Source organism: Robertmurraya sp. (genome assembly GCF_036676585.1).
Lineage (GTDB): Bacteria > Bacillota > Bacilli > Bacillales > Cytobacillaceae > Robertmurraya_A.
This window is the reverse complement of sequence record NZ_JAKFCQ010000105.1, coordinates 1-22,163: the sequence shown is the minus strand read 5'-3', so window position 1 is coordinate 22,163 and position 22,163 is coordinate 1. Positions and strand designations below refer to the sequence as shown.

The window sequence follows — 22,163 nt, the reverse complement described above, 5'->3', positions numbered from 1 at the left end:
TGAAGGATCGTAGGAATGAGCAGTTTTAGGAGGCTTGTGGGGTGGACAAGTTGACGGTCAACCTAGACTCTCCAGCTTACGAACCGTCTTTTTAACGATGACATCTTCCTGACGTCTTTCAAAGTAGTCTGCTCCGGCAGCCTTTGCTTGTTATTCTGCTATTGGGCAGTTATCCGCAACATTATCATCAATTAGTCCGTCTATTAATGTTCGGCAAGATTCAAAAAATGAGGATATCTATGCTTTAGTAAGTAGGAATTAAAAAGGAGGTGGATGAAGTGAAGAAAAAAAGGTTCCTTATCCTGTTACTATTAGTATTGGGAGTGGGTTACTTTGGAATAAACTTCTTTCAATTAACCCTTACAGATCAAATTTATGTTGGTCAAATGGGAATGTTAAACCCTGATCTAGTTGTAGGTAGGGATGATCGATTCCCTAAAAGTAGTCCTCCCACCCTCGATGCTCAATTGTTATTTTCCGTATGGAATCGTATGGGGAATACAAGTAGTGTCTCGCAAAGATTAGTAGTGACGGATTTCAACGGCAACATCGCATTAGATTGTGATGTAACTCCTAGCGGATATTCTACTGTTGTGAGTTTGCATCCCATCCAACAAAAGGTAGGAAAGTATCGACTTACTTGGTACGTTAGCGGTAAAACTATCGCAGAGAAAGAAATCATAATAGAGTGAGTTAAATCAATGTTATTGAACTAACAGGGATCTTTACTTCGATATGCGCTACTTCGGCAGTTCTTTTGTCAGCTATTGGGAGTATAGTTTAAATAACAATTAATAGTATAGAGGTGTCAAATGGAAGGAGATAAGTGGATTCCTTTAGTAAATATAAAAGACGAAGAAAAAATTTGGGCAGGTACAAAAGTTAAAGTATACAATGTCGGTTTAAATGTTATGGAGAGAAAAGATGATTACTATGTCTATTTAGTTTCGTATATCTTTGGAAATGGTGACTACTTACAACTAACTAACCTGTCACAAGGAGAAGCAGGTAATATTGTTTATGTAATAAAAAAGGATACACCAAACCATTACGCATTAGGCAAAACTTTAAAATATATGATTGGGTTAGAGAATACCTTTGTACTTTTCGAGTAGCAAAATTAGAATATCATTTGTATAACGAAAAGTGCTTTTGAAACAAATCTTTATTCAGCTAAACGGAGATCAATGGCTGAACAAGTTGACCACTATAACAAAACATAGAGAAATTAAATGATCTGGCAACGGAGCTACCAAGGCAGAACGACGTGAAGTGAAGCAAATGCTGAATGACAGCCAAAACTGTATTTAGGCAGATAATAGCTGTTCAAATAGGGAAGAAACGAGTCATTGACCTGCTCATCAAAGTGCCTACACCCATTACGTTTTTGCTTGATTATATTCTTACAAAGCGGTGACATCTTCACGTCATCTGTTTTTTTTTATTTTGGCTCTTTCATGTTCAGTGTTAATTTTTTTATTCTAACGGAGATCAATAGTGGAGGAGCGACATAGCCAGATCCTCCGTTTGTTTTTACGATGGTAACGGGCAGGATACTTCAACAACTGCTTAGGTTTTGAGGTTTATTAAATACTATAAATACTGATAGAAAGCGTTTAATTTTACAAGTAAAGGAATTTTAAAATCGTTGTCGTATCTTTACCTTTAGACAGAAAAAGTAGAGAGGTAGTTTATATGAAAAAAGTCATCTTGTCCTTAATCGCATCATCGATGTTAATGTGTAATTCTGGGCAAGCAGCATCTACCGTTAAAAACGTTGGAGTAAAGGTAAATGGAGAATTAGTGAAGTTCGATGCTCAACCTTACTATGACACAAAGGCAAATCGTGTCTTGGTTCCGATCCGGTTTATTAGTGTTTATTAGTGAGAAATTAAATGCAACAGTCAATTGGGACGCTGAAAAGAAACAAGCGACAATTCAACAAGATTATACAACGACGATTCAAATAACCCTCGGATCCGATATTGTTAAGGTGAACGGGATCCAAACCAAAATTGATACGAAAGCGTTCCAAAGCAATAATCGTATATACGTTCCTTTGAGATTTGTTAGTGAAAGAATGTACGCCACAGTTGAGTGGGATAATAAAACAAACTTAGTAACGATTACTCGACCAATCGGAAAAACGAATTCTCAGATTTTAAGTGCTCGATATAATAAAATGGGAGAACCGTTCCTACAGACCGTAAAATTAGTGAACGGTAAACTCGAAGGAGCATTAACTCCGCTTCCTAAAGGGTATTATTGGGGCGCTACCTACCGATACAAGGATGCAAACGGAAAAGTAATCAGCGTATACCTTAATGAGGTCTATAAGGTCGGACAGAAATTCTCCCTTCCTGTAGGTACCATCGGTTCACTGTCAGCTACCGTATTTAAAGACGGTACGGGTTATGGTGGGTTTCATTATCTAGTCCCTTCAATGGAATTTACAAGAGAGGGCGAGTAAGGTCATCAATATGAAATATAAATTAATTTAATTTTCCACGTTAGGATAAGTTATTCCGTTACCGGGGATCTATTGTTGAGGAACAGTGTGCCATCACTGTTCTTTTTTTATTGAGCTAATGGGAGAATAGTTAAATAGGTTTGAAGATGTAAATAGACTAAATACTGTCATATTTTTTCATCGTTCATTTTATTTATTAATAGGTTTTGAAAATCAACTTTTGCTGATTTCTTTTGTTGAAAAAATTCATAAGCTGTAAAGAAAGATTAATTATTCAACAAAGGAGCGATGGCGATGCCTCTTTGGATTAGAAATGGTACCCCTAATATCATAAATGTTGCGGTCGGCTACCCTAATGAAGGCTGTTTTCCTCGTTTTGGAAAGAGAGGTTGGTACGTTATTCAGCCTGGTAGGTACGCGACGGTTTTTGGAGGACGTGCCAATACAGCTCTTTACGTATACGCCTTTGACCGTTTCGGAAACGAGTGGGGAGGTCCGTTCTTCACCGACGTCCCTGATGAGGCTTTTGATATGTGCTGGATAGCGAACTGCACCCCCTGTAAAAGGGTAGGATTTTTTGAAACCCGTAACGCTAGTGGCGGCAGACAAATCATATTGACACTGAATAGTAGCCTAAGAAAATCTAAATCAAGTAACAATCAGATAGTACTCCCTACAAAACGACTTAAATCTCGAAAATATCCACAGAATATTATCAATAAAACGAATAAACAAGGTAAACTTAAATCAGCTAATAAACAGATGATATTTTCTAGGAGACGGAAAAAGAAAATTAAAGAGAAATATTAGAAAAAGGTAATTTATTTCTCTTAGTCATCTTAATTAGCGATAAAAATTAGTATTAATTATGAACAAGTTATTGTGCTAACGAGGATCAATATCGTAAGAAAGGCTGCCGACGGCAGCCTCTTTTCTTTTTATTGAGTAACGTGGCAGTACAATAATAGGAACGTATATAATTCCTATGGATAACTGGTATGAAACAAAAAAAGAGCATAATATCTAAATAAAGAACTTGGTCATCCATACAATATAGTATGCAGCGTATATAAATATTAATTGTGCAAGTAAAGTACCAATTAATCTTGAAAAGACAAGAAATACAACTATTTTAGTCATTTTCGTTTGATTCTCTGTTCCTTTCATTACACGATCGGTCAATATGGCAATCTGGGGGTCTACAAAAAGAACGAGAATAATCGTAGCAAACCAATTGATTAATCCAGATGACATTAGAGCTGTTGTGCTATATTCAGTAAGCAAAGAAGCATATTGAGCAGCTAATACCCCAACTGTATAGATGGCAATCGCTAAGATATTAAGTACGAATAGACGTTTTGGAATCCCCCCGATTCTCAATCGGGAAAGCATTCGCCATTTCGGGAAACGGAAATGTTTAGTTGCAAGATGAAGATGATGAATGTTCAAATCCTTCTTACCATTAGTGGCACAGACCCTCCTGCTACCCCTAAATGGACAACCGCTCTAGAAAAGATAGAAATGAATGTAGGGATTAGAATGGCACCCATGATCGTTCCTAAAGATGCAGAACCAAGGATAATACGAAATTGGTTCTCAAATAGGGATAAATCCCCTGTCTTTGTTGCAGTATCCACAAGACTAGCTGTTAGCGGTGCTTGAACCATGTTAGCTGTCCTAGACAAGATGACGATGATATTAAAGAGAGACAACGAAACCGCTAATTGTGATGTTCGAGTCCCTGCTAATCTTACTGAATATGACAATGTTTCTATTGCGTGTATTAAGAATGTGAAAACAGATATCATCAATACTTTATCAAGCAAGTAAATCCCTCTTTTTTATCGACTAGGAATGTATCGTCCTGGTATTTATTACCACATTATAACACACATCATAGGGTACAAAAGGAATCGTGTTATTCCGCTAAAGGGATTCCATAATTTAATAAAAAAGCAAAACAGACAAATGGCTGGAGAAGAATCGTAGATGCTAGAGAATAACAGCTTTTCTTATAAGAAATATTACTTTTTGCAGTGGGAGGACTTAGAAGATGCACTCTATGAAACCTTACGAGAGAAGCATCATATCAACCCGTCCCGCCCTGGCGATACGTCGTTGGAGACGAGCAACCGATGACGAAGCCAAGCTCCTTGAAGTTCCGAATGGCGAACCACTTTTCTTTATGGAAACCGAAATTAAGGATGATCAGGACATACCTGTTCATATTGGTAGACAATATATCTTTTAGGAAGGCTATCGTTTTGTCTTTCCATAATGAAAATGACGTTTTTTCAAAGACGGAAAAACTAGCAGCATACAGTAGATACTCTAGGTTTATACCTTTAGATAAAACTCATCTTCAGAAACAATGTAGGTATATGGGAAGGATAATGTCCGAATCTGACAGCAGCGGGGATCTAGTTGCTGTTAGTAGCAAAACTGATCTCGACAAAACTATAATGATGGACTAAAAAGGGAGCGAGTGATGCTCTTTTTTTATTGAGTGTAGAATTTTTGATCGAAAATCCACGAACTTTCTACACCAGTCTTGCATAGGCTACTACATCATGAATCCAACAGGGGAGGGAGCTGGACATGTATCATTATTATTATTCAAACATGAGGAGTCTAGGTGTTGTCGCACATGCTAGAGGGGATGTAAATGGTGACAAAATACCTGATTTTGTATATCTCACAGGAAATAAAATCTCCGAAGGTGGGCTAGTTGAACAGATTACCCTTGGGATCCAGAATGGTGCCACAGGAGCCCAAGGGACGATACCCCTAAAAGACAACGTAGGGTATAACCCCACATTGTTTTTGGGTGATTTTACAGGGAATGGCGTTGACGATATCTTTGTTCAAATTCAGTCAGGGGGCAGCGGTGCAACAACCTACGATTATATCTATTCTTACGTTCAAGACCATCCGCGGTTGCTATTCGACTCAGATGTCTTTAACCAGCAGTATCAATATAGCGTGACGTATAAGGATAATTACAAAGTTGAAGTCGTCAGCAAAAAGAATCAGACCAAGTATTTGATCGACCTAACCCTCAAGGGTCCTGAGTACTTAAATGAAATATACGATCGAAACGGGAAATTAAAGCAGCCGATTAGTGGATGGGTAGACCCCATCAGCGGCCTCTATCCCATAGATTACAATTCGGATGGTGTATACGACCTGTTGGCGTATCAACAGATTGCTGGGAGATACCATGCAGATTCATTAGGCTATGTGGTGACGCAATTAAAGTGGAACGGGCATCAGTTTGCACTGGCCAATCAGCAAGTGGCGATCTTTGGGTCGTTGCAAAGGTAATAGGGGCGATTCACCCTAGGGAGTGGCAACGTAGGGGGACCGCCCATTGGAAACGGGCAGTTTCTGGTCGGAATCGGGGAGAGCATGGGGATTTCTCCCCACTTTTTTGTTTAATATTGCGAGCACGATCGTTCAATTGAATCTTGAGTGGTAGTTTAGTCCTCATACATTAAAAGCCTATTATCTGCAATTAAACGTTCTTATTCGTGAAATCACTGATCGAGAACTAGATGAGGTATCCTTACCGGTGTTGAAAGAATATCTGGTTAAACAGTCGGAGCGTTTGAAACCAAGTAGTCTCGGACATCGAATTCGATTCATCCGGTCCCTTTTTCGGTATGCGTTTGAAGAAGGATATGTACCACGGAATCCAGCCCTCAAACTAAAAGAACCAAAGGCAGATAAGAGAATCCCTAAGTTTCTAATTGAGGAAGATGTCATTCATCTCAAAATATCTTGTCAGTCTCTTCGAGATCATGCTCTTTTACACTTCCTGTATTCCACAGGTTGTCGAGTTGGAGAAGTATATTGACTTAATAGAGAGGACATCAATTGGGGAAATGGATCGGCAATTGTGGATGGAAAGGGTTCAAAGCAAAGAGAGGTCTACTTTACGAAGGAATGCAAAGTATGGCTGAAAAAATATATCGATAGTCGGGTAGATAACTGTGAGGCTCTTTTTGTAACAGAGCGGAAGCCAATTCGTCGGATGTCCATCCCTACCATCCGATACGCAGTAAAGTTGATCGCAGCTCATAGCAAGGTTCCTGTTAATGTCTATCCTCACCGCTTCCGACACACTTACGCTTGTCAGCTATTGGATAATGGAGCTCCATTAGATTTTATTCAGGGAATGCTTGGGCATGAGAAAGCCTCCACAACACAAATTTATGCCCAGTTTACGAGGGGAACGCCGAAGAGAACTATATAAAAGATATTTCTAGGAACCAGATGGCTCCTTTTTGCGCTAAAGGGAGAATAATTACAGTAATTGGATGTAACTTTAATTATCTAAAAAGAGTATGATTAGCAAAGCATGTAAGTTAAATGAGTTAAGAAGGTGCAATAGTGATGGACACGAAAACAATATGGATTTATACTTTCTTTCTCGCATTGACCAACTTCGTTATTTGTATTTTTATTGGTTTATCAGACTTTATAGTAAATAAAGATATTATTATTTTGTTTCTTGGATTAGCGTGTTTATTTATCGGTATATCAGACCTTTCCTCCTTGTACGACTTCTATATAACGCTAAAAAAAGAGAATGAAGTAAAGTGGTTGGTAATATCCGAAATCATATCTGAGGTTTTTCATACTAGCCGATTATTACGTGGACTAGGTGAAGTTGTATTTGCTAGCCTTTCTATTCCCTTTGATCGCCTTTCTTCTTATTACAAGTGTTGCTTATTACATCGGCTCTCAGTATGGGTACCAGTGGGAAGCTGTTCTCGGAGTATCTATTTTTATTTCGGGTTTTCAAGCGTTTTACTTAGTTTATTACTTGTTTTTTAGCTTGCGATCGGAAAGAAAAAAACTCCATTTATGGCTGCATAATCCCATGACAGGTTCCTCGCTATTATCATCAAAGGTGGTTGCCGGACTTATTTCCATGTTAATCACGCAGGCGATCATTGGAATCACCTTACTTCTAGCATTACATTTATCAGCCAACATCCTCAAACCAGTGCCTTGGTCAACCATTATAGACTTCGGACTTTTTAGTGCAGTTCAGCTTTTCGTAGTTTCCATTAGCTTTGCTAGTTGGTTTTTGTTTTACTGGGGGGTCTATATGATCATCGCTAGCAAACTGGGCAGATTTTTAAGTATTCTATCCACCTTCATCATTGTAATTGCAACAAGAACGTTATATAACTGGCTTTTAGAGTCTCCAATATATGAGCGGCTTACGATGTGGGGTGAATTTCAAGCTACGGGCATGATTGAAGCCATGAATTTTATTCAAAGTTTGGAATATAGCCCAGAAATGATGATTGATACCGAGCCATTCAGTCTCTATTTGGGTGCCTATGTCATGGAAGGAGCAATGGTTCTTTTACTTTTCTTCGCTGCTTGTTGGATACTGGACCGAAAAGTTGAGGTGTAAAGAAATGACAGAATTTCATTCATCACACCCCATTTATCTTCAACTGGCAGATCGAATTAACGGGCAGATCCTGCGCGGTGAAATGAAGCCTGGTGACAAACTTCCATCCGTGCGAGAGAGGGCTATTCAGGTTAGAGTAAATCCTAACATGGTACAACGAACCTATCGAGAGTTGGAAGGGATGGGAACGGTGGAGACGAGACGAGGGCAAGGCACGTTTGTCACCGAAAGATATAGGCATATTAAACCAGATGAGAGAACGGTTTAAGCAGGAGAAAATCTCACAATTTTTCCAAGGCATGCATGCCATGGGGTTCTTTAACCAAGAAATCGAAATGGGACTCCCAATATTTTTGCATCACAGTAAAGGGGATGCCAATCAATGATCAAGCTTAATCAAGTAACCAAGAAATTTATGACCAAAGTTGTTCTCGATGACGTTAATCTAGAACTGACGAAGGGGAAAATCGTTGGGCTCGTTGGAGAAAACGGTAGTGGAAAATCAACGACATTAAAATTAATAGCGGGTCTCATTCAACCATCTAAAGGGAGTGTTACCGTAAACGGGGTTAGAGTCGATCGCCGTATCGCTAAGCAAGTTTCGTATTTATCGGAGTCGGATGAATATTACGGGTTTTACAATGTCGATCAAACGATTGATTTTTATGCATCACAGTTCCCGGATTTAAATAGAGAGAAAGCGGAAGAAATCCGGACATTCATGAAATTGGACCCGAACGCTAAGCTAAAAAACCTTTCCAAAGGAAACCGCGGACGGTTAAAAATGGTTCTTACCCTTGCACGGGAAGTTCCTGTCATTTTAATGGATGAACCTCTCTCCGGTCTTGATCCGATGGTTCGCGATTCCATTGTAAAGGGATTAATTGAATTCGTTGATCTTGAGAATCAAATCGTGCTGATCACGACTCATGAAATCAATGAAATTGAAACGATTCTTGATGAAGTGATTGCGATCAAAGATGGACATATTATTGGACATCATAACGTGGAATTGCTGCGCAGCGAACAAAACATGGGGATCGTTGAATGGATGACAAAAATCTATCAATAATCCCCCACTGAATTGATTGCTTCGAGGAAGTTTATAAGCATGATCCTGAAGATACAGAGAATATGAATGAGATGTTACGTGCCTATTACCCAAATGCATTTAGCTAAAAAAATTTTAATTCAACCCGCTAATGAAAATGCCTTAATGGGATTTTAGTTTTTAATAAACGCTTAAATGAGTAGGTTATTGAGCTAACGGAGATCGATAGCAGGGGGACGAATAGGCTTCCGCCCCATGCTTCGTTGCGGCGGTAACGGGAGTTTAGTCTAACATCAAGCAAGGTGAACCGTAACATAAATAGGGGCTTTTTTAAAATAAGAATAAAAATGAAAAGGAGCATGTTTAGCTTAAAATAATACAGGTTCCTTTTTAATTTAATCAGTTTACCACTTTCTAAGAACCCTATTCCATTAGTTGCTGTCGGTCACTTGCTTCATTCTTCTTTATAAAAGCGCTCTCCGGTTTCCGTGTTGAAATAAACGACTAATCTTTTATTTGTGGTTGGATCAATGGATACCTCATTAGTTCGGACGTAGCCTTTAGGTACTTGTTGCCCATGTTTTGCTTTGAAGCGGCGATCCCAAATGAGCCAGGATCCGAAGATTAAAATAAGCAGAATAAAGAGTTGGATACCATAAAATCCTAATATCCATTTCATCAGTTATTCCTTTTCCGCAATAACAGCTGTTCCATATGCGACAATTTCACTCATATTCTGGCCGATTTCACCAGAGTCAAAGCGCATCATAATGATAGCGTTCGCACCCATTGTCGCTGCGTTTTTCACCATACGGTCGATTGCTTGTTTTCTGGCATCTTCAAGCATTTCTGTATACTGACTTATTTCTCCGCCTACCAGCCCCTTTAGAGAAGCCATGATATCTTTACCAATTCCTCTTGCCCTTACAGTTAAACCAAATACTGGACCTAACACTTCTGTAATTTTATGATTAGCAATATTCTCCGTTGTTACGATGATCATATAGATCCGCTCCTTAACAAAAATGATTACTACATATTTATTCTACTTTGATTTGGATATAAGTACCATTAATTTTATAGCAACAGCAAAGCATCTAGAAAAATACATAGGAATAAACCCTGGAAAGAGAAGTTTGATTAAATTTTTAGCTATTCTGAATGTAATCTGAAGGGCTTTTCACATGAATGATATTTGGATTATTTATTGAACTATCAGGATTCTATAGTATAGTAATGTTGTTTTGTAGAGGAAATAAGTTCATAATTGGATAATTATGCTAATATTAAAGCAGGGGGAATCAAATGAGTAACAAACAAAAGATGATTTTTAGAGGTTCTATAACTATAAACTTATTTCTAATTTTAATAGTTATTTGGGGATATGTAAAAATTGACTTTGCAATTGAGCAACTATTTTTCACAGAAGTACAAGAAAATTTGGTTGAACTGGAAGGGTTAATTGCACACCAAAAGGCTAACAACTGGTCAGAACCTAATTTGGTGACAACTGAATTAGGAGACATTTTGGATGGTCTTTATCTTGGAATAAGCAATGGAAAATATTTAGGGTGGATTTCCAATGATGATAAAGAAATACTTGAGGAACTGTCTTCTAAACTAAGACAATATCCACACGATGGATTATATAATTTCGCTACATTAACTCAAGCGGATATAAATAATTTTGAAGAATTACAGATAAAACTTCGAGAAGTTGGCTTAGGTTTAAATGTAACAATAAGCAATGATTGGAATTCATTTATGGAGAAATCCAAAGCATTAGAAGAAAAAATTAAAGTTCCACTTAATTGAAATAAAGCAAACGTCTTGTTTAATTAACGGGAATCGAGAGCTTCACTAGGGTGACTCGATTCCCTTTTTGTTTTGCTCAACTAAAGGGCAGCATAGCTTAATAAAACGATGAATCGAACAAGGAGCAGTGTCTGTGGAACTGCTCCTTGTTTTATTGATACTTGAAGGTATTAGTTATACAATCCTCTCTAATAAATCCCCTACTTGTTCTGCCATAACACGAGGTGGATAAGGCATTCCATTCTTTAACCACCATTCCACTATCCCTACGTAAGCATTTGCAACAAATTGAACAATGACATCTTCATTATGTCCAGAATTTTTTCCTTTTGTTAGATCCACATCTTTCTTAAACTCTTTGATATTAAACTCAAGGAACCGACTACGAAAATATGAGGCTCCTTCACTCGCTAACATCGTCGAAAAGAATAAATAATTACTCTCAAAGTATTCCATACAGTGCACAGTCGCTTCTATAAAATCCATTTCAATTGCTGACTCGCAAAAATTACTCATATTGTTTATATGTTCTCCTATGATCTTATCTAATAGATCAAATTTATCTGTGTAATGAAGATAGATGGTTCCTCGGTTAACATTTGCCCTGTCAGAAATATCCTGAATGGTAATGTTATCAAAACTTTTTTCAGACATTAGTTCAATAAAAGCCTTTTTAATGGCTTCTTGACTTTTGGCTATTCTTCTATCTACTTTCGGCATTGTTAGGTCACCAGACTTTCCTAAGATAATCAACAATTTTTATAGATATGTTCAATAATCAACGAATTGCGTTGATTTAACCATTGAAAGCGATCTGTTTCTTATTATAATTATTAACAGATGTTGATTAATCGTTCAATGTTCATATTTTAAAACGCAACTGGCTAAAGAAAATCGATTAATGTGCATCAAAATTTTTCAGTTCTAATGAAGAAAGGATAGTGTTGTCTCTTATGTGCGATCAACATAAAAATGTGACTGCCACCCGTGTTCTCAGTGTCTCAAGTGCAAAAGCACCATTTGAAAAGACCACGATTGAGCAGAGAGAATTAAAACCACATGACATCCTCATCGATATTAAGTATAGCGGTATTTGCCACTCCGACATTCACAGTGCCTACGATGAATGGGGAGGCGGGATCTTCCCAATGGTTCCCGGTCACGAAATTGCCGGAGTCGTAGCAGCCGTAGGGTCAGAAGTGAGAAAATTTTCTGTGGGTGATCGTGTTGGTGTCGGTTGCATGGTTGACTCCTGCGGAGAATGCGAATATTGCCTCAGTGGTGAGGAACAATTTTGTACGAAAGGCTTTATCGCTACTTATAATTCATTAGACTACGATGGGAATCCAACCTACGGTGGATATTGCCAAAAAATTGTTGTAACCGAACGATTTGTTGTCCGAATTCCAGACGCGCTGGATTTGGATGTGGCAGCCCCACTATTGTGTGCAGGTATCACCACATACTCTCCTTTAAATCACTGGAACGCCGCACCGGGCAAGAAGGTTGCCATTGTGGGGATGGGAGGTCTTGGTCACCTAGCTATTCAATTTGCACATGCAATGGGTGCTGAAGTAACTGTATTGAGTCGATCAATAAATAAGAAAGATGAAGCTCTTGGTTTTGGAGCAGATCATTACTTTGCAACCAGTGACCCTGCTACATTCACCGATTTGGCTGGTCGTTTTGATCTCATCTTAAACACGGTGTCTGCAAATCTCGACGTTAATGCGTATTTATCACTGCTTCGTGTTGATGGAACACTTGTCAATGTGGGGGCACCAGCCGAACCAAATCAATACCATGTGTTTTCCTTAATCATGAAACGTCGCAGCCTTGCCGGTTCCCTCATTGGTGGAATTCAGGAAACACAGGAAATGCTTGATTTTGCGGCTCAACACGGCATTGCCCCTAAAATTGAGGTGATCCGTGCTGACCAAGTGGACGAAGCGTATGATCGTGTTCTCCGTAGCGATGTGCGTTATCGATTCGTTATTGACATATCTACCTTGTAGCTTGATTGACAGCTTTATATTATCTTAAATGATGAAAGATGGGTTAGCTTGTTTAATTGCTTGACCCATCTTTTGTTTCTAGGAATTGTATTTTAGGAGTCTTCGATTAAATTCGTCTTAGACACAAACAATTTTTATAGAAATGGAGGAGTTCAAGATGTTGTCACAGGCTAAAAAAGTTGCACTTGTAACTGGCGGCAATCGAGGAATTGGATATGAGCTGGTCAAACAATTGGCTTTGAATGGTTTTAAGGTCATTTTGGCTAGTCGAGATTCAAAAAAGGGTCAAGAAGCTACCAAAAAGCTGAAGGAGTCAGATTTGGACGTTACGTTCGTGGGGATGGATGTGGATGATCAAGGAAGCATCCGTCAGGCAGCGATTACAGTGGATGAGCGGTTCGGAAGATTAGATGTTTTGATTAATAATGCTGGTGTGATTTTTGATGCAAATGGAAAGCTGTTAAATATGGACTCATCCATTCTAGAAAAAACGATGGCTACGAATTTCTTCGGCGCTTACCATGTGATCCGTTCCTTTATTCCCCTCATGGAAAAACAAGGCTATGGGAGAATTATTAATGTTTCCTCAGAATATGGGGCGATGAGCGAAATGTCCTATCAAGGAGTAGGCGCCTATAAGTTGTCTAAACTTGCCCTAAATGGATTGACACGATTGGTAGCTGCAGAAATGAATGGTGATATCAAAATAAATGCGGTCGATCCGGGATGGGTAAGTACAGATATGGGGGGACCATCTGCTCTAAGAACTCCAAAGCAAGCAGCTGAATCTATCCTATGGTTAGCGATGATCGGACCTGAAGGACCAAATGGCGGGTTCTTCAGAGACGGAAAACGAATTGATTGGTAACATTATTGTGGTATCTTGATCGCGGAACATGTATAAATCCTAAACCATTGTTGTGTATCAGCGCAGATCATTACTTTGCGACCAATGATCCCACCACATTCACATTGGTTAAACACAGTGTATGCCAATCTTGTTCTTTTCCCTCCGAAGCAAGTTGACACAGCCTTACTATTAGGTTCAACAAATGGAATATCTGCAAAAGGAAGGGAGAGAGGATTTGCATTAATCTACTCATTTGATCCAAAGGCTGATTTATTCTTATTGGACGTAGTATTAGTGGGATTTTTATCGTTAATTTTGGGTTGGGTATCTATTTCACTAATGACTCACTGTTACACCAGTTCAAAAAACGATATTATTTGAAACCGTTACTAAGCTAACGGAAATCTATTGTGGAGGAGTGGCTGATGGCTGCTCCTCTTCTTATTACTGAATGGGCAGGAAAGTTCAATATAGTTAGAGAAAAAAATGTAATAATAACTTAGGAATGGGAATGAGGTGTTTAGTTGCAGTGGAGTAAGTTGAAATCTAAACTTGAAAGTTTTTTATGTGATAAATTAAAAGGACGTATCCAAATACATGCAACGGTATATCGCAAATTCCACGGTAGTCCAAGTAGAGTATGGATAACATTTGACAAAAAAGAAATATTAAGTGCTTCTGATGTTACGTATGCAGTTGAACATGAGAAATTATATCAACAGATAAGGAAAGAGAAAATGTTAAAAGGAATTCCTTATAACCCAGATTTGCATGTAATGTTCAATTCACAGGAACGACAAGAGTTGATAAAAGCATCAGATGACGCTGAAGGAATCATGATAAAACAAAACATTTTTGAAAGCTATCATTTATATGAACCCTTCATGAATTATAATTCTGTATCTATCGAGGAAGCATTAAAATCCGAAAATATAATTATTCAGGCTTTCTCAATGTTCGATAGAAGGTTAGGTAAAAGAAGATTGAAGGATTTAAATTTTTCTCAGGACACACATCCATTGATTATCGAGTTTTATAAGATAAGATGTGATGTCGAAGGATTAAAAGATGAATAGCTAATTTATCCGTTTATTAAACGGGGATCGATGGTTAGACAAACTGGACTTCCGGAAGTCTAGTTTTTTGTTCCGCTAAAGGGCAGGATTGCTCAACAATGGATAGGGCAGTTCATTGTTGCTTCGCCCGCTACGAAGGGGAATTGAATTTTTTTATAACGACTAAAATTCTCTGTAGGGCTTCGATTTGCTCTTGTGTTTGGACAAGTTCGCCAAGAGTAATATAGGGTTCATCCGCTTTGTTATCGTGCAAGATAAGTAAACGTACGTTTCCGTTTTTTGGATACTTATTATCCTCTTCAAATGATGCGATGACCCCATGGCTCAGGCCAGCTGTTTCCTCTAACGATTTTTGAGTGTAGCCCAATTCTTCTCTTCGTTTACGTAATCTCGTTCCGACTGTTTCCTTCAAACCTTATCACCTCTTCTATCTTGTATAAACTTTTGTCTTAAATTAACCACTTACCAGAATGTGCAATTGACTGGTGTTTTGCACATTTTGGTACGAATTAAAGAAATGGAATTAAATCTATCTTTGTTTTAAATCAATTTATGAAAATTTGGAGGTAAAAGGAAGGGCTCAATCAGTTGTGGGTGCTGTAGTAAGATGGATATAGCAAAGGAACAATAAAATTCCCGTATAGTTGTCGAATAAACACGACTTTTGTCGTATTTATGAGAATCTAATCAAAATTTATAATAAGAAATTGGATTCATAACTAGGAGGGAATTATTTAATGGAGTGGACTTTAGCCAGTTTGTTTATGGTATCAGTTTTGTTGCTAATCTTTTCTAACTTTAAGTCTTTTCAAGCCTCAAAAGAAGAACGTAAAGCAATTGAAATGGTTCATATATCAGTTAAGAAAGAAATCCTTGAAGTAAAAGATTCCATTCGGAATCTTGGGCTTCAAATAGAAGTCATCTCGAAAGAAGCGGGAATTCAACTTTCTTCTGATGAAATAGTTTTCGTGCTTGAAGTTCTAGACTTATATAAACGCAACTATTCCTTTAAGAGCATTGCAAAGGAAAAACAGGTACCTGAGAGTGAAATCCTAAAAGTGCTTGCTCCTTATCGAACAGAAAGGGATGGAAGGAGAAAAGTTGTAAATGAGAATTAACTTATTGAGCAGTTTTGCGGCTGGAATTTTTATTACTACAAGCATTTGCGGTGCTGTTTACCTTCTTGACAAAAATGAAGTCTCAACTGCATCTGTCAAAACAAACGAAACCCAAACAAACCTAAATGGACAGCTTTCTAAAAACGAGATGAAAAACAACTCTGCATCTGCAGAAGTAACAAAAGTAGTACTTAATGTAACACAAGGAATGACCAGCATTGATGTCGGTAACATGCTCAAACAAGCAAATATGATCCCGGATGCTTTTACATTCTCTAAAGATGTTGAGAAAAGAGGTTTAGAGAACAATTTACGCCCAGGTATCTTTGTAGTGAATAGTGAAATGACCTATGACCATGTGATCTCAACTATTTTCAAGAAATAATCATTGCTAAGCTGCCTCTTTAACAAAAAGAGGCAGCTATTTCAATTAAAATTAAAAACCGAACCAATTAAAATGGAACGAAGGTGTGTTTCAAATACATATTAACAAAATCCACGTTTTTATTAATCCTTTAAAGACTGTTCTGAACGCGATGGGATGGTCTTTTTATTTGTAAAGGTATCGAATTTAATTTGAATCAATTTCATAATTGCGTTTCCTAAAAAAACTGTAGACTTTACTAGCGGGTAAAACGTGAATTTTTTAAATTAAGCAGCTACCTTTTTTGAGTTTTCCACCTCCTTACGAATCCGGTCTACAGCTAACTTGGATGCGTTATAAACAAGCGTGACCAGATCAAAATGGACTTTAGCTCTTTTTCCAGTACGGTAGCGAACATTGTTTAATTGAAAAAACTCTTTCAAATAAGCTATCACTCGCTCTACAGCTGTTCGTTGGTCATACCTTATTAAGTTAAGGGAAATTTCGTTGAGGGGGTATTTTTATCAAACATTATATAATCTTTCTTGCATTTCTGTTTGCTGTGGTTTCATCAAACAATGTGTCCGCTAAGGAACCCCTTACCGTCTTTATAGATAATCAAGAAGTTAAATTTAACGTTCAACCTGTCATAAAAAACGGTAGGACTTTAGTAGAATTTAGAACTTTGTTTGAGAGGTTTGGATTTGAAGTAAAATGGGATTCTTCCCAACGAAAGATAATAGGTACGAAGGGCTCAGATACTTTACAGATGCAGATTGGCAAAAAAGAAGCCAGTATAAATAACGAAACTATACTAGAACTAGACGTGGCTCCAGAAATTATTAATAATCGTACATTTATTCCTTTGCGTTTCGTTTCAGAAGTTAGTGGAGGTTTAGTTCATTTTTTTCCAAGAACCAAGGAAATCTACATCTTTTATTCTCTAAATTATAAGTTGAATTACGCTATAAATGTAAATGAGTTGGAGGCTGTTCGTCTCTTTTTGCAAATGGGTGCTGATCCTAACTTCGTTAACTCATATGACCAATCCATGTTAATTGAAGCTATGAGGGAAGGAACGGATGTTAAAATTGTAAAAGCCCTGCTTGAAGCGGGAGCAAATCCTAATACAAAAGATTATAATGGGTTGAGTCCCCTTGTGCGAGCTACACAATTTTTAAGACCAGATATAGTTCAGTTACTACTTCAACATGGTGCGGATATCAATTCTAAAACCAATATAGGCAAATCCGTTCTTGATGTTGCAAAAGATCAAGTAAACCAAGATTTAGTAGATTGGGCCAAAGAAAAAACGAAAGAAATCATTACTATTTTAGAACATGAATTACGTATTAATAAAAAGATCAATACAGCAGCCTAAATTAAAGAATAAAAAGACAGCACTTTATCATTAGTACTGTTTTTTTATACGGGAAACATATAATATTGAAGTTTCCTCTCTAGAATAAAAACAATGTGCAAATAAGGGAAATACTTTGACTGATACGCCAAAATGTGGTGTTAAAATCAATAAAGTTTTAAGGCAAAAAATATTTCCGAAAAGGAATGCATCAAGCAATGCAGAGAGGAAGGGAGCATAATACTCCATCTAATGAAATTGTACTCATGTGGGAAGGATAGAAAATTCTACCTCAACCATCGTGTATTATAACTCGGGAAGGCTGCTTCGGCAGTCTTTTCTTTTTTATTGAAGTATTGGGATAGCTCAATAAATTGATACAAAAATTGTTATGTTATTAGAGTGAACTTCCCTACAAAAAGTGTGCATGAAAAGTCGGGAGAGTACGTTTAACTCCTGCTATTCTATTGATGAAGGGGGCAAACAATGGATCTGCTCAAAAATTTTAATGATGCGTTACATTATATTGAAGAAAATCTTGATCAAGAGTTTGACTTTAATGAAGTGGCGAAGTTGGCCGGTTGCTCCGAATATCATTTCAGGCGGATGTTTTCTTTACTATCAGGGGTATCATTATCAGAATATATTCGCCGAAGACGCTTAACTCTTGCTGCATTCGAGCTTAATCAGAGCGGAGTGAGGATTATTGATGTGGCAATGAAGTATGGGTACAATTCACCAGACTCCTTTTCAAGAGCTTTCCAAAGTTTGCACGGTGTAACTCCTTCGGAAGCCAGAAATATTGGGCAAACTTTAAAAATCTATCCACGAATGAGCTTTCAATTATCGGTTAAAGGGGGAAATGAAATGAACTATCGCATTGAAGAAAAAGAGGCATTTCGTATTGTAGGAATCAAGAAAAGAGTACCTATTATTTTTAATGGGGTTAACCCGGAAATTGCTTCAATGTGGAATAGCTTAGATTTGGATATGATCAACAAGCTTAAGATGCTTTCCAATGTTGAACCATTAGGGTTACTTAGTGCATCTACCAATTTTTCTGAAGGTCGGATGGAGGAAAAAGGGGAGCTTGATCATTATATTGGAGTGGCAACTACTCAGGTATGCCCAGACAATTTGATGCCACTTGAAGTACTCCAATCAACATGGGCAGTATTCGAAGCAGTCGGACCATTTCCTGATACACTTCAAAATATCTGGGGTCGCATCTATTCTGAATGGTTTCCGTCCTCAAACTACGAACAAACTGAAGGACCAGAAATCTTGTGGAACGAGCATAAAGATGTGACTTCACCAAATTTTAGAAGCGAAATATGGATACCGGTCTTGAAGAAATAGTCAATATTCCCAGTTAGTTATTGCTGAACTATCGAGGATCGATAGCAGGGGAACAGGATTGCAGCATCCGTCCTCTGCTTCGTTGCTGTGGTAACGGGCAAGCGCTCGGCAAGGAACGAATCAAAAAGACTTACATAAGAAATGGTGCACAAGAGCCGCTTTTTGGCGTGGCTACAGGCGAAATGAAGCCGCTCGCAAAGAAAATCAAGAAAAATCAGCCTTTGGCCGAGCAACTTTACGCCACCGGGAACTACGATGCCATGTATTTTGCCGGCATCATTGCGGACCCAATGACAATGACTGAGGCGGATTTTGAGCGTTGGATGGATGCGGCGTATTTTTATATGCTGTCCGATTTTGTGGTTGCAGTAACTTTGGCGGAAACCGATTTTGCGCAAGTTGTTGCTGATAAATGGATCGCAAGCGGTGAAGAACTTAGAATGCCGGCAGGCTGGAGCTGTTACTGCTGGCTTTTGGGTAATCGCCCGGACGGTGAATTTAGCGCAAGCAAGATTTCCAGTATGCTTGATCAGGTAGAAAATACGATTCACGATTCTCCTGATCGAACGAAATCCGCTATGAATAATTTTATCTACACAGTCGGGATTTCATATTTGCCGCTCCATGATAAGGCGGTTGAAACCGCAAAGGCAGTAGGTCCAGTCGAAGTCAGGCGGGGCAAGAAAAAAAGCAGTATCCTACTTGCTTCCGAAAATATTCAAAAGGATATAGATAGAGGACAGCTTGGTTTCAAACGCAAAAATGTAAGGTGTTAGCATAGTTTGTAATGTAACTACGCTACCGGGAGTCGATTGTAGAGGAGCAGCGTGCCATCGCTGTCCTTATTGCTGAAGTATTGGGCAGGTTACTTTAATTAAGAAGTTTGTTTTTTTATGTTATTGTAAATTTATACTATGAACACCTTTTTGAAGGGAGTATTGCTGATGGAAACTCGGAATATAATTGAAGAAGATTATTATAAAGTAATTGATGTTTTGAATGATTGGTGGGGTGGTCGACAGATGACACATTTATTGCCTCGGTTGTTTTTCGAGCATTTCCAGTCAACAAGTTTCATTGTTGAAGATAATAAAGTTTTATCCGCTTTTCTAATTGGATTTGTGTCGCAAACACATCAAAATGAAGCCTACATACATTTCGTGGGTGTTAAACCCGAACTTAGGAAGAATGGTTTAGCCAAAGAACTTTATGAATTATTTTTTACTAAGGTTCGAAATTTAGGTTGTAATACTGTTCGGTGCATTACTTCTACAGTCAACGAAGGTTCTATTTCATTCCATAAATCAATGGGTTTTTCCGTTTCCTTAAGAAAGGATTATGCTGGTTCAGGACAAGATCGTATTTTATTTGCTAAAAAAATTGCTTCTTAATATGTGGCAACCCTTTTTGTTGCTGTGCTAACGGGGATCGCTACTTGAACAACACCCAAATTGATTAACCCCCTCCCATTCCAGTAATGCTAGATTCAAGAAGAGAAAAATCCTTGGGAGGGGTTTGTTTTGATTTTAAGTGATTTGTGGAAGTTATATAAGGCAGAAAAACGTATTCTAGGGTTCGATTCCTCATACTTTAAAAGCTTATTCACTTCAATTAATTGTCCTCATTCGTGAAATAGGTGATTTGAAGCTAGAAGATGTCTCCATGCCATTGCTAAAAGAATATCTCGCAAAGCAGTCAGAACGTCTAAAGCCCAGCAGTTTGGGTCATCGTATTCCCTTCATAAGATCCCTTTTTCGCTATGCGTTTGAAGAAGGATATATATCACGAAATCCAACCCTCAAATTGAAAGAACCAAAGTCCGATAAGAGGATTCCAAAATTCCTGATTGAAGAAGATGTTATTCATCTCAAGATTTCATGTCAGTCCCTCCGAGATCATGCCCTATTACAATTCCTGTATTCCACAGGTTGTCGTGTTGGAGAGGTTCATCGATTAAATATAGAAGATATTAATTGGGAAAACGGATCTGCGATTGTAAACGGGAAGGGTTCAAAACAAAGAGAGGTTTATTTTACTACGGAATGCAAGGTGTGGCTGAAAAAGTATTTAGATAGTCGGGAAGATTAACTGCGAGGCACTTTTTGTAACGGAGCGAAACCCTATTCGGCGGATGAGCATCCCAACGCTTCGTTACGCTATAAAGTTGATTGCAGCCCGCGGACGACTTCCTGTAAATGTATATCCTCACCGTTTTCGGCACACTTATGCTTGACAGCTTTCAGATAACGGCGCTCCATTAGATTTCATTCAAGGTATGCTTGGACATGAAAAAGCCTTTACAACGCAGATTTATGCTCAGTTACGAGGGGAGCGTCGAAGAGAACTATATTAGCGATTTTTTTAGAGCCGGGAGGCTCTTACTCAATTAAAGGGAGAATAATTGAATAAGAAATTGAGGGTATGAATACCGTAATTTAAAATTATAGTAATCTGATAACGATTGGTTAGGTGAAAAAATGAAACAGGATAGGAACAAGTTGATGGTTGCATTTCCATCATGTTTACGGAACGATGTTCAAGCTGTCTTAAACCTAATTCCGCAAACATCCGAATTAACTTACACACCGGACTTTTCCGAAGTGATATCGTGTGGCGAAACACTATATATCCCAGAACGAATTTATTATGATGAACCTTCTTCTACGCTAATAGATACACTACCATTTAACCAGCAGAAAATATTACATACTTTGTATACAAGACATCACAATGGGTTTGTAAGGGAAGCAAAGGTTAAGGAGATTATTCGTTTTGCCAATGAGGATATTTGGATAATACCATATTTAATAAAATTAGTCGGCGAGTATGTAATCGAAATTTTACAAGTTTTTAAAGAAAACCTTTATTTGATTGATTTTGAAAAAATAAAGGTTTTTCTCTCCGAGAACGCAAAGTTTTATCAAACTATCGAAAGCCGTGTAATTAGCTATTGGGACTGTTATTATCGCCATCGATACCCTAAAAAAGAGGACTATGTTGGGTTCGATATACTAAGTCATTTTCATGCCTAGAAAGAATTTTTTGTTCCACTAACGAGAATCGATTGTTGAGGAGCAGTTTGCCACCGCTGTTCCTTTTTGTTGTTGAAGTATTGGGCAGTTATAAATAACAAAAAACACCGTTGGTAGGTGTTTTATAGCTGCGGCTATATCAAACGGTTTATATCTTTAGGTATTCGGCTAATTGATTGAAGGTTCCGGTAAATCCTTCCTGTACCATCTCTTGTGAAGAAA

Annotated in this window: 31 protein-coding genes and 1 pseudogene; 25 read left to right on the top strand and 7 right to left on the bottom strand. The window is 38.0% G+C overall.

Features of this window, described 5'->3' with window-relative positions; translation table 11 throughout:
- Positions 1 to 278 precede the first annotated feature (278 nt).
- The 5 genes from ACGLXV_RS14725 to ACGLXV_RS14705 all read left to right on the top strand — a co-directional run bounded on the left by ACGLXV_RS14725 (position 279) and on the right by ACGLXV_RS14705 (position 3,280).
- Positions 279 to 692, top strand: a complete 414-nt coding sequence (locus ACGLXV_RS14725) for a hypothetical protein (protein WP_391559230.1) — start codon at positions 279 to 281, stop codon at positions 690 to 692.
- Positions 693 to 812: 120 nt separating this feature from the next.
- Entirely contained in the window at positions 813 to 1,115 is a 303-nt protein-coding gene (locus tag ACGLXV_RS14720) for a hypothetical protein (RefSeq protein ID WP_391559229.1), read from the top strand.
- 580 nt (positions 1,116 to 1,695) lie between these two features.
- A complete protein-coding gene (locus tag ACGLXV_RS14715) occupies positions 1,696 to 1,884 on the top strand; it encodes a hypothetical protein (RefSeq protein ID WP_391559228.1) in 189 nt (62 codons plus the stop codon).
- A complete protein-coding gene (locus tag ACGLXV_RS14710; protein ID WP_391559227.1) occupies positions 1,847 to 2,470 on the top strand; it encodes a copper amine oxidase N-terminal domain-containing protein in 624 nt (207 codons plus the stop codon). Before ACGLXV_RS14715 ends, ACGLXV_RS14710 begins: the two co-directional genes overlap by 38 nt.
- A gap of 294 nt (positions 2,471 to 2,764) precedes the next feature.
- Positions 2,765 to 3,280 (top strand): DUF1036 domain-containing protein, encoded by a 516-nt coding sequence (locus ACGLXV_RS14705; RefSeq protein ID WP_391559226.1) that lies wholly within the window; start codon positions 2,765 to 2,767, stop codon positions 3,278 to 3,280.
- A 213-nt stretch (positions 3,281 to 3,493) separates the two neighbouring features.
- Here ACGLXV_RS14705 and ACGLXV_RS14700 read toward each other — a convergent pair whose 3' ends face one another.
- Both ACGLXV_RS14700 and ACGLXV_RS14695 read right to left on the bottom strand, forming a co-directional pair.
- Positions 3,494 to 3,919 (bottom strand): lipid II flippase family protein, encoded by a 426-nt coding sequence (locus ACGLXV_RS14700; RefSeq protein ID WP_391559225.1) that lies wholly within the window; start codon positions 3,917 to 3,919, stop codon positions 3,494 to 3,496.
- Entirely contained in the window at positions 3,916 to 4,296 is a 381-nt protein-coding gene (locus ACGLXV_RS14695; protein WP_391559224.1) for a lipid II flippase family protein, read from the bottom strand. Before ACGLXV_RS14695 ends, ACGLXV_RS14700 begins: the two co-directional genes overlap by 4 nt.
- A gap of 227 nt (positions 4,297 to 4,523) precedes the next feature.
- On the opposite strand from ACGLXV_RS14695, the gene ACGLXV_RS14690 reads away from it, so the two are divergent.
- The 7 genes from ACGLXV_RS14690 to ACGLXV_RS14660 all read left to right on the top strand — a co-directional run bounded on the left by ACGLXV_RS14690 (position 4,524) and on the right by ACGLXV_RS14660 (position 8,973).
- Positions 4,524 to 4,721: a hypothetical protein gene (locus ACGLXV_RS14690; protein ID WP_391559223.1), complete on the top strand. Its 198-nt coding sequence runs from the start codon at positions 4,524 to 4,526 to the stop codon at positions 4,719 to 4,721.
- Between the two features lie 347 nt (positions 4,722 to 5,068).
- Positions 5,069 to 5,794: a VCBS repeat-containing protein gene (locus ACGLXV_RS14685; protein WP_391559222.1), complete on the top strand. Its 726-nt coding sequence runs from the start codon at positions 5,069 to 5,071 to the stop codon at positions 5,792 to 5,794.
- A 184-nt stretch (positions 5,795 to 5,978) separates the two neighbouring features.
- Positions 5,979 to 6,326 carry a tyrosine-type recombinase/integrase gene (locus ACGLXV_RS14680; protein WP_391559233.1) on the top strand — a complete coding sequence of 116 codons (348 nt, stop codon included), beginning with the start codon at positions 5,979 to 5,981 and terminating at the stop codon, positions 6,324 to 6,326.
- 42 nt (positions 6,327 to 6,368) lie between these two features.
- Positions 6,369 to 6,725, top strand: a complete 357-nt coding sequence (locus ACGLXV_RS14675) for a tyrosine-type recombinase/integrase (RefSeq protein ID WP_391559221.1) — start codon at positions 6,369 to 6,371, stop codon at positions 6,723 to 6,725.
- 423 nt (positions 6,726 to 7,148) lie between these two features.
- Positions 7,149 to 7,901 (top strand): hypothetical protein, encoded by a 753-nt coding sequence (locus ACGLXV_RS14670; protein WP_391559220.1) that lies wholly within the window; start codon positions 7,149 to 7,151, stop codon positions 7,899 to 7,901.
- Positions 7,902 to 7,905: 4 nt separating this feature from the next.
- Positions 7,906 to 8,169, top strand: coding sequence for a GntR family transcriptional regulator (locus ACGLXV_RS14665; RefSeq protein WP_391559219.1), 264 nt, complete (start codon positions 7,906 to 7,908; stop codon positions 8,167 to 8,169).
- A gap of 114 nt (positions 8,170 to 8,283) precedes the next feature.
- The gene (locus ACGLXV_RS14660; RefSeq protein WP_391559218.1) at positions 8,284 to 8,973 is read left to right on the top strand and encodes an ABC transporter ATP-binding protein; all 690 of its coding nucleotides are present in this window, start codon (positions 8,284 to 8,286) and stop codon (positions 8,971 to 8,973) included.
- A 433-nt stretch (positions 8,974 to 9,406) separates the two neighbouring features.
- On the opposite strand, the gene ACGLXV_RS14655 is transcribed toward ACGLXV_RS14660, so the two are convergent.
- Entirely contained in the window at positions 9,407 to 9,631 is a 225-nt protein-coding gene (locus ACGLXV_RS14655; RefSeq protein WP_391559217.1) for a hypothetical protein, read from the bottom strand.
- Between the two features lie 3 nt (positions 9,632 to 9,634).
- Positions 9,635 to 9,955 (bottom strand): YbjQ family protein, encoded by a 321-nt coding sequence (locus ACGLXV_RS14650; protein WP_391559216.1) that lies wholly within the window; start codon positions 9,953 to 9,955, stop codon positions 9,635 to 9,637.
- A gap of 302 nt (positions 9,956 to 10,257) precedes the next feature.
- Between ACGLXV_RS14650 and ACGLXV_RS14645 the strand changes: the two genes are divergently transcribed.
- On the top strand, positions 10,258 to 10,767 hold the full coding sequence (locus ACGLXV_RS14645; RefSeq protein WP_391559215.1) for a hypothetical protein: 510 nt from the start codon (positions 10,258 to 10,260) through the stop codon (positions 10,765 to 10,767).
- Positions 10,768 to 10,941: 174 nt separating this feature from the next.
- Here ACGLXV_RS14645 and ACGLXV_RS14640 read toward each other — a convergent pair whose 3' ends face one another.
- Complete coding sequence (locus ACGLXV_RS14640) at positions 10,942 to 11,487, bottom strand: TetR/AcrR family transcriptional regulator (protein WP_391559214.1); 546 nt, start codon at positions 11,485 to 11,487, stop codon at positions 10,942 to 10,944.
- A 233-nt stretch (positions 11,488 to 11,720) separates the two neighbouring features.
- Between ACGLXV_RS14640 and ACGLXV_RS14635 the strand changes: the two genes are divergently transcribed.
- The 4 genes from ACGLXV_RS14635 to ACGLXV_RS14620 all read left to right on the top strand — a co-directional run bounded on the left by ACGLXV_RS14635 (position 11,721) and on the right by ACGLXV_RS14620 (position 14,708).
- Positions 11,721 to 12,782, top strand: a complete 1,062-nt coding sequence (locus ACGLXV_RS14635; RefSeq protein ID WP_391559213.1) for an NAD(P)-dependent alcohol dehydrogenase — start codon at positions 11,721 to 11,723, stop codon at positions 12,780 to 12,782.
- Positions 12,783 to 12,942: 160 nt separating this feature from the next.
- Positions 12,943 to 13,650, top strand: coding sequence for an SDR family oxidoreductase (locus tag ACGLXV_RS14630; protein WP_391559232.1), 708 nt, complete (start codon positions 12,943 to 12,945; stop codon positions 13,648 to 13,650).
- 75 nt (positions 13,651 to 13,725) lie between these two features.
- A complete protein-coding gene (locus ACGLXV_RS14625; RefSeq protein ID WP_391559212.1) occupies positions 13,726 to 14,013 on the top strand; it encodes a hypothetical protein in 288 nt (95 codons plus the stop codon).
- 143 nt (positions 14,014 to 14,156) lie between these two features.
- Entirely contained in the window at positions 14,157 to 14,708 is a 552-nt protein-coding gene (locus ACGLXV_RS14620; protein ID WP_391559211.1) for an SF0329 family protein, read from the top strand.
- Positions 14,709 to 14,838: 130 nt separating this feature from the next.
- Here ACGLXV_RS14620 and ACGLXV_RS14615 read toward each other — a convergent pair whose 3' ends face one another.
- The gene (locus ACGLXV_RS14615; protein ID WP_391559210.1) at positions 14,839 to 15,120 is read right to left on the bottom strand and encodes a helix-turn-helix domain-containing protein; all 282 of its coding nucleotides are present in this window, start codon (positions 15,118 to 15,120) and stop codon (positions 14,839 to 14,841) included.
- 325 nt (positions 15,121 to 15,445) lie between these two features.
- Here ACGLXV_RS14615 and ACGLXV_RS14610 point away from each other — a divergent pair, with 325 nt between their 5' ends.
- Together ACGLXV_RS14610 and ACGLXV_RS14605 are read left to right on the top strand one after the other, a co-directional pair.
- The gene (locus tag ACGLXV_RS14610) at positions 15,446 to 15,826 is read left to right on the top strand and encodes a hypothetical protein (protein ID WP_391559209.1); all 381 of its coding nucleotides are present in this window, start codon (positions 15,446 to 15,448) and stop codon (positions 15,824 to 15,826) included.
- Positions 15,816 to 16,211 (top strand): aminodeoxychorismate lyase, encoded by a 396-nt coding sequence (locus ACGLXV_RS14605; RefSeq protein WP_391559208.1) that lies wholly within the window; start codon positions 15,816 to 15,818, stop codon positions 16,209 to 16,211. The genes ACGLXV_RS14610 and ACGLXV_RS14605 overlap by 11 nt, the downstream gene beginning before the upstream one ends.
- 266 nt (positions 16,212 to 16,477) lie before the next feature.
- On the opposite strand, the pseudogene ACGLXV_RS14600 reads toward ACGLXV_RS14605, so the two are convergent.
- Positions 16,478 to 16,672 (bottom strand): annotated as a pseudogene (locus ACGLXV_RS14600) (transposase); the annotation flags it as partial.
- A 98-nt stretch (positions 16,673 to 16,770) separates the two neighbouring features.
- Here ACGLXV_RS14600 and ACGLXV_RS14595 point away from each other — a divergent pair.
- The 6 genes from ACGLXV_RS14595 (at position 16,771) to ACGLXV_RS14570 (ending at position 21,941) form a co-directional block, all read left to right on the top strand.
- The gene (locus ACGLXV_RS14595) at positions 16,771 to 17,571 is read left to right on the top strand and encodes a stalk domain-containing protein (RefSeq protein WP_391559207.1); all 801 of its coding nucleotides are present in this window, start codon (positions 16,771 to 16,773) and stop codon (positions 17,569 to 17,571) included.
- 465 nt (positions 17,572 to 18,036) lie between these two features.
- On the top strand, positions 18,037 to 18,909 hold the full coding sequence (locus tag ACGLXV_RS14590) for an AraC family transcriptional regulator (protein ID WP_391559206.1): 873 nt from the start codon (positions 18,037 to 18,039) through the stop codon (positions 18,907 to 18,909).
- A gap of 74 nt (positions 18,910 to 18,983) precedes the next feature.
- Positions 18,984 to 19,685, top strand: a complete 702-nt coding sequence (locus ACGLXV_RS14585) for a DNA alkylation repair protein (protein ID WP_391559231.1) — start codon at positions 18,984 to 18,986, stop codon at positions 19,683 to 19,685.
- A 168-nt stretch (positions 19,686 to 19,853) separates the two neighbouring features.
- Positions 19,854 to 20,300, top strand: coding sequence for a GNAT family N-acetyltransferase (locus ACGLXV_RS14580; protein WP_391559205.1), 447 nt, complete (start codon positions 19,854 to 19,856; stop codon positions 20,298 to 20,300).
- 271 nt (positions 20,301 to 20,571) lie between these two features.
- The gene (locus tag ACGLXV_RS14575; protein WP_391559204.1) at positions 20,572 to 20,997 is read left to right on the top strand and encodes a tyrosine-type recombinase/integrase; all 426 of its coding nucleotides are present in this window, start codon (positions 20,572 to 20,574) and stop codon (positions 20,995 to 20,997) included.
- 389 nt (positions 20,998 to 21,386) lie between these two features.
- Entirely contained in the window at positions 21,387 to 21,941 is a 555-nt protein-coding gene (locus ACGLXV_RS14570; RefSeq protein ID WP_391559203.1) for a hypothetical protein, read from the top strand.
- Positions 21,942 to 22,163 lie beyond the last annotated feature (222 nt).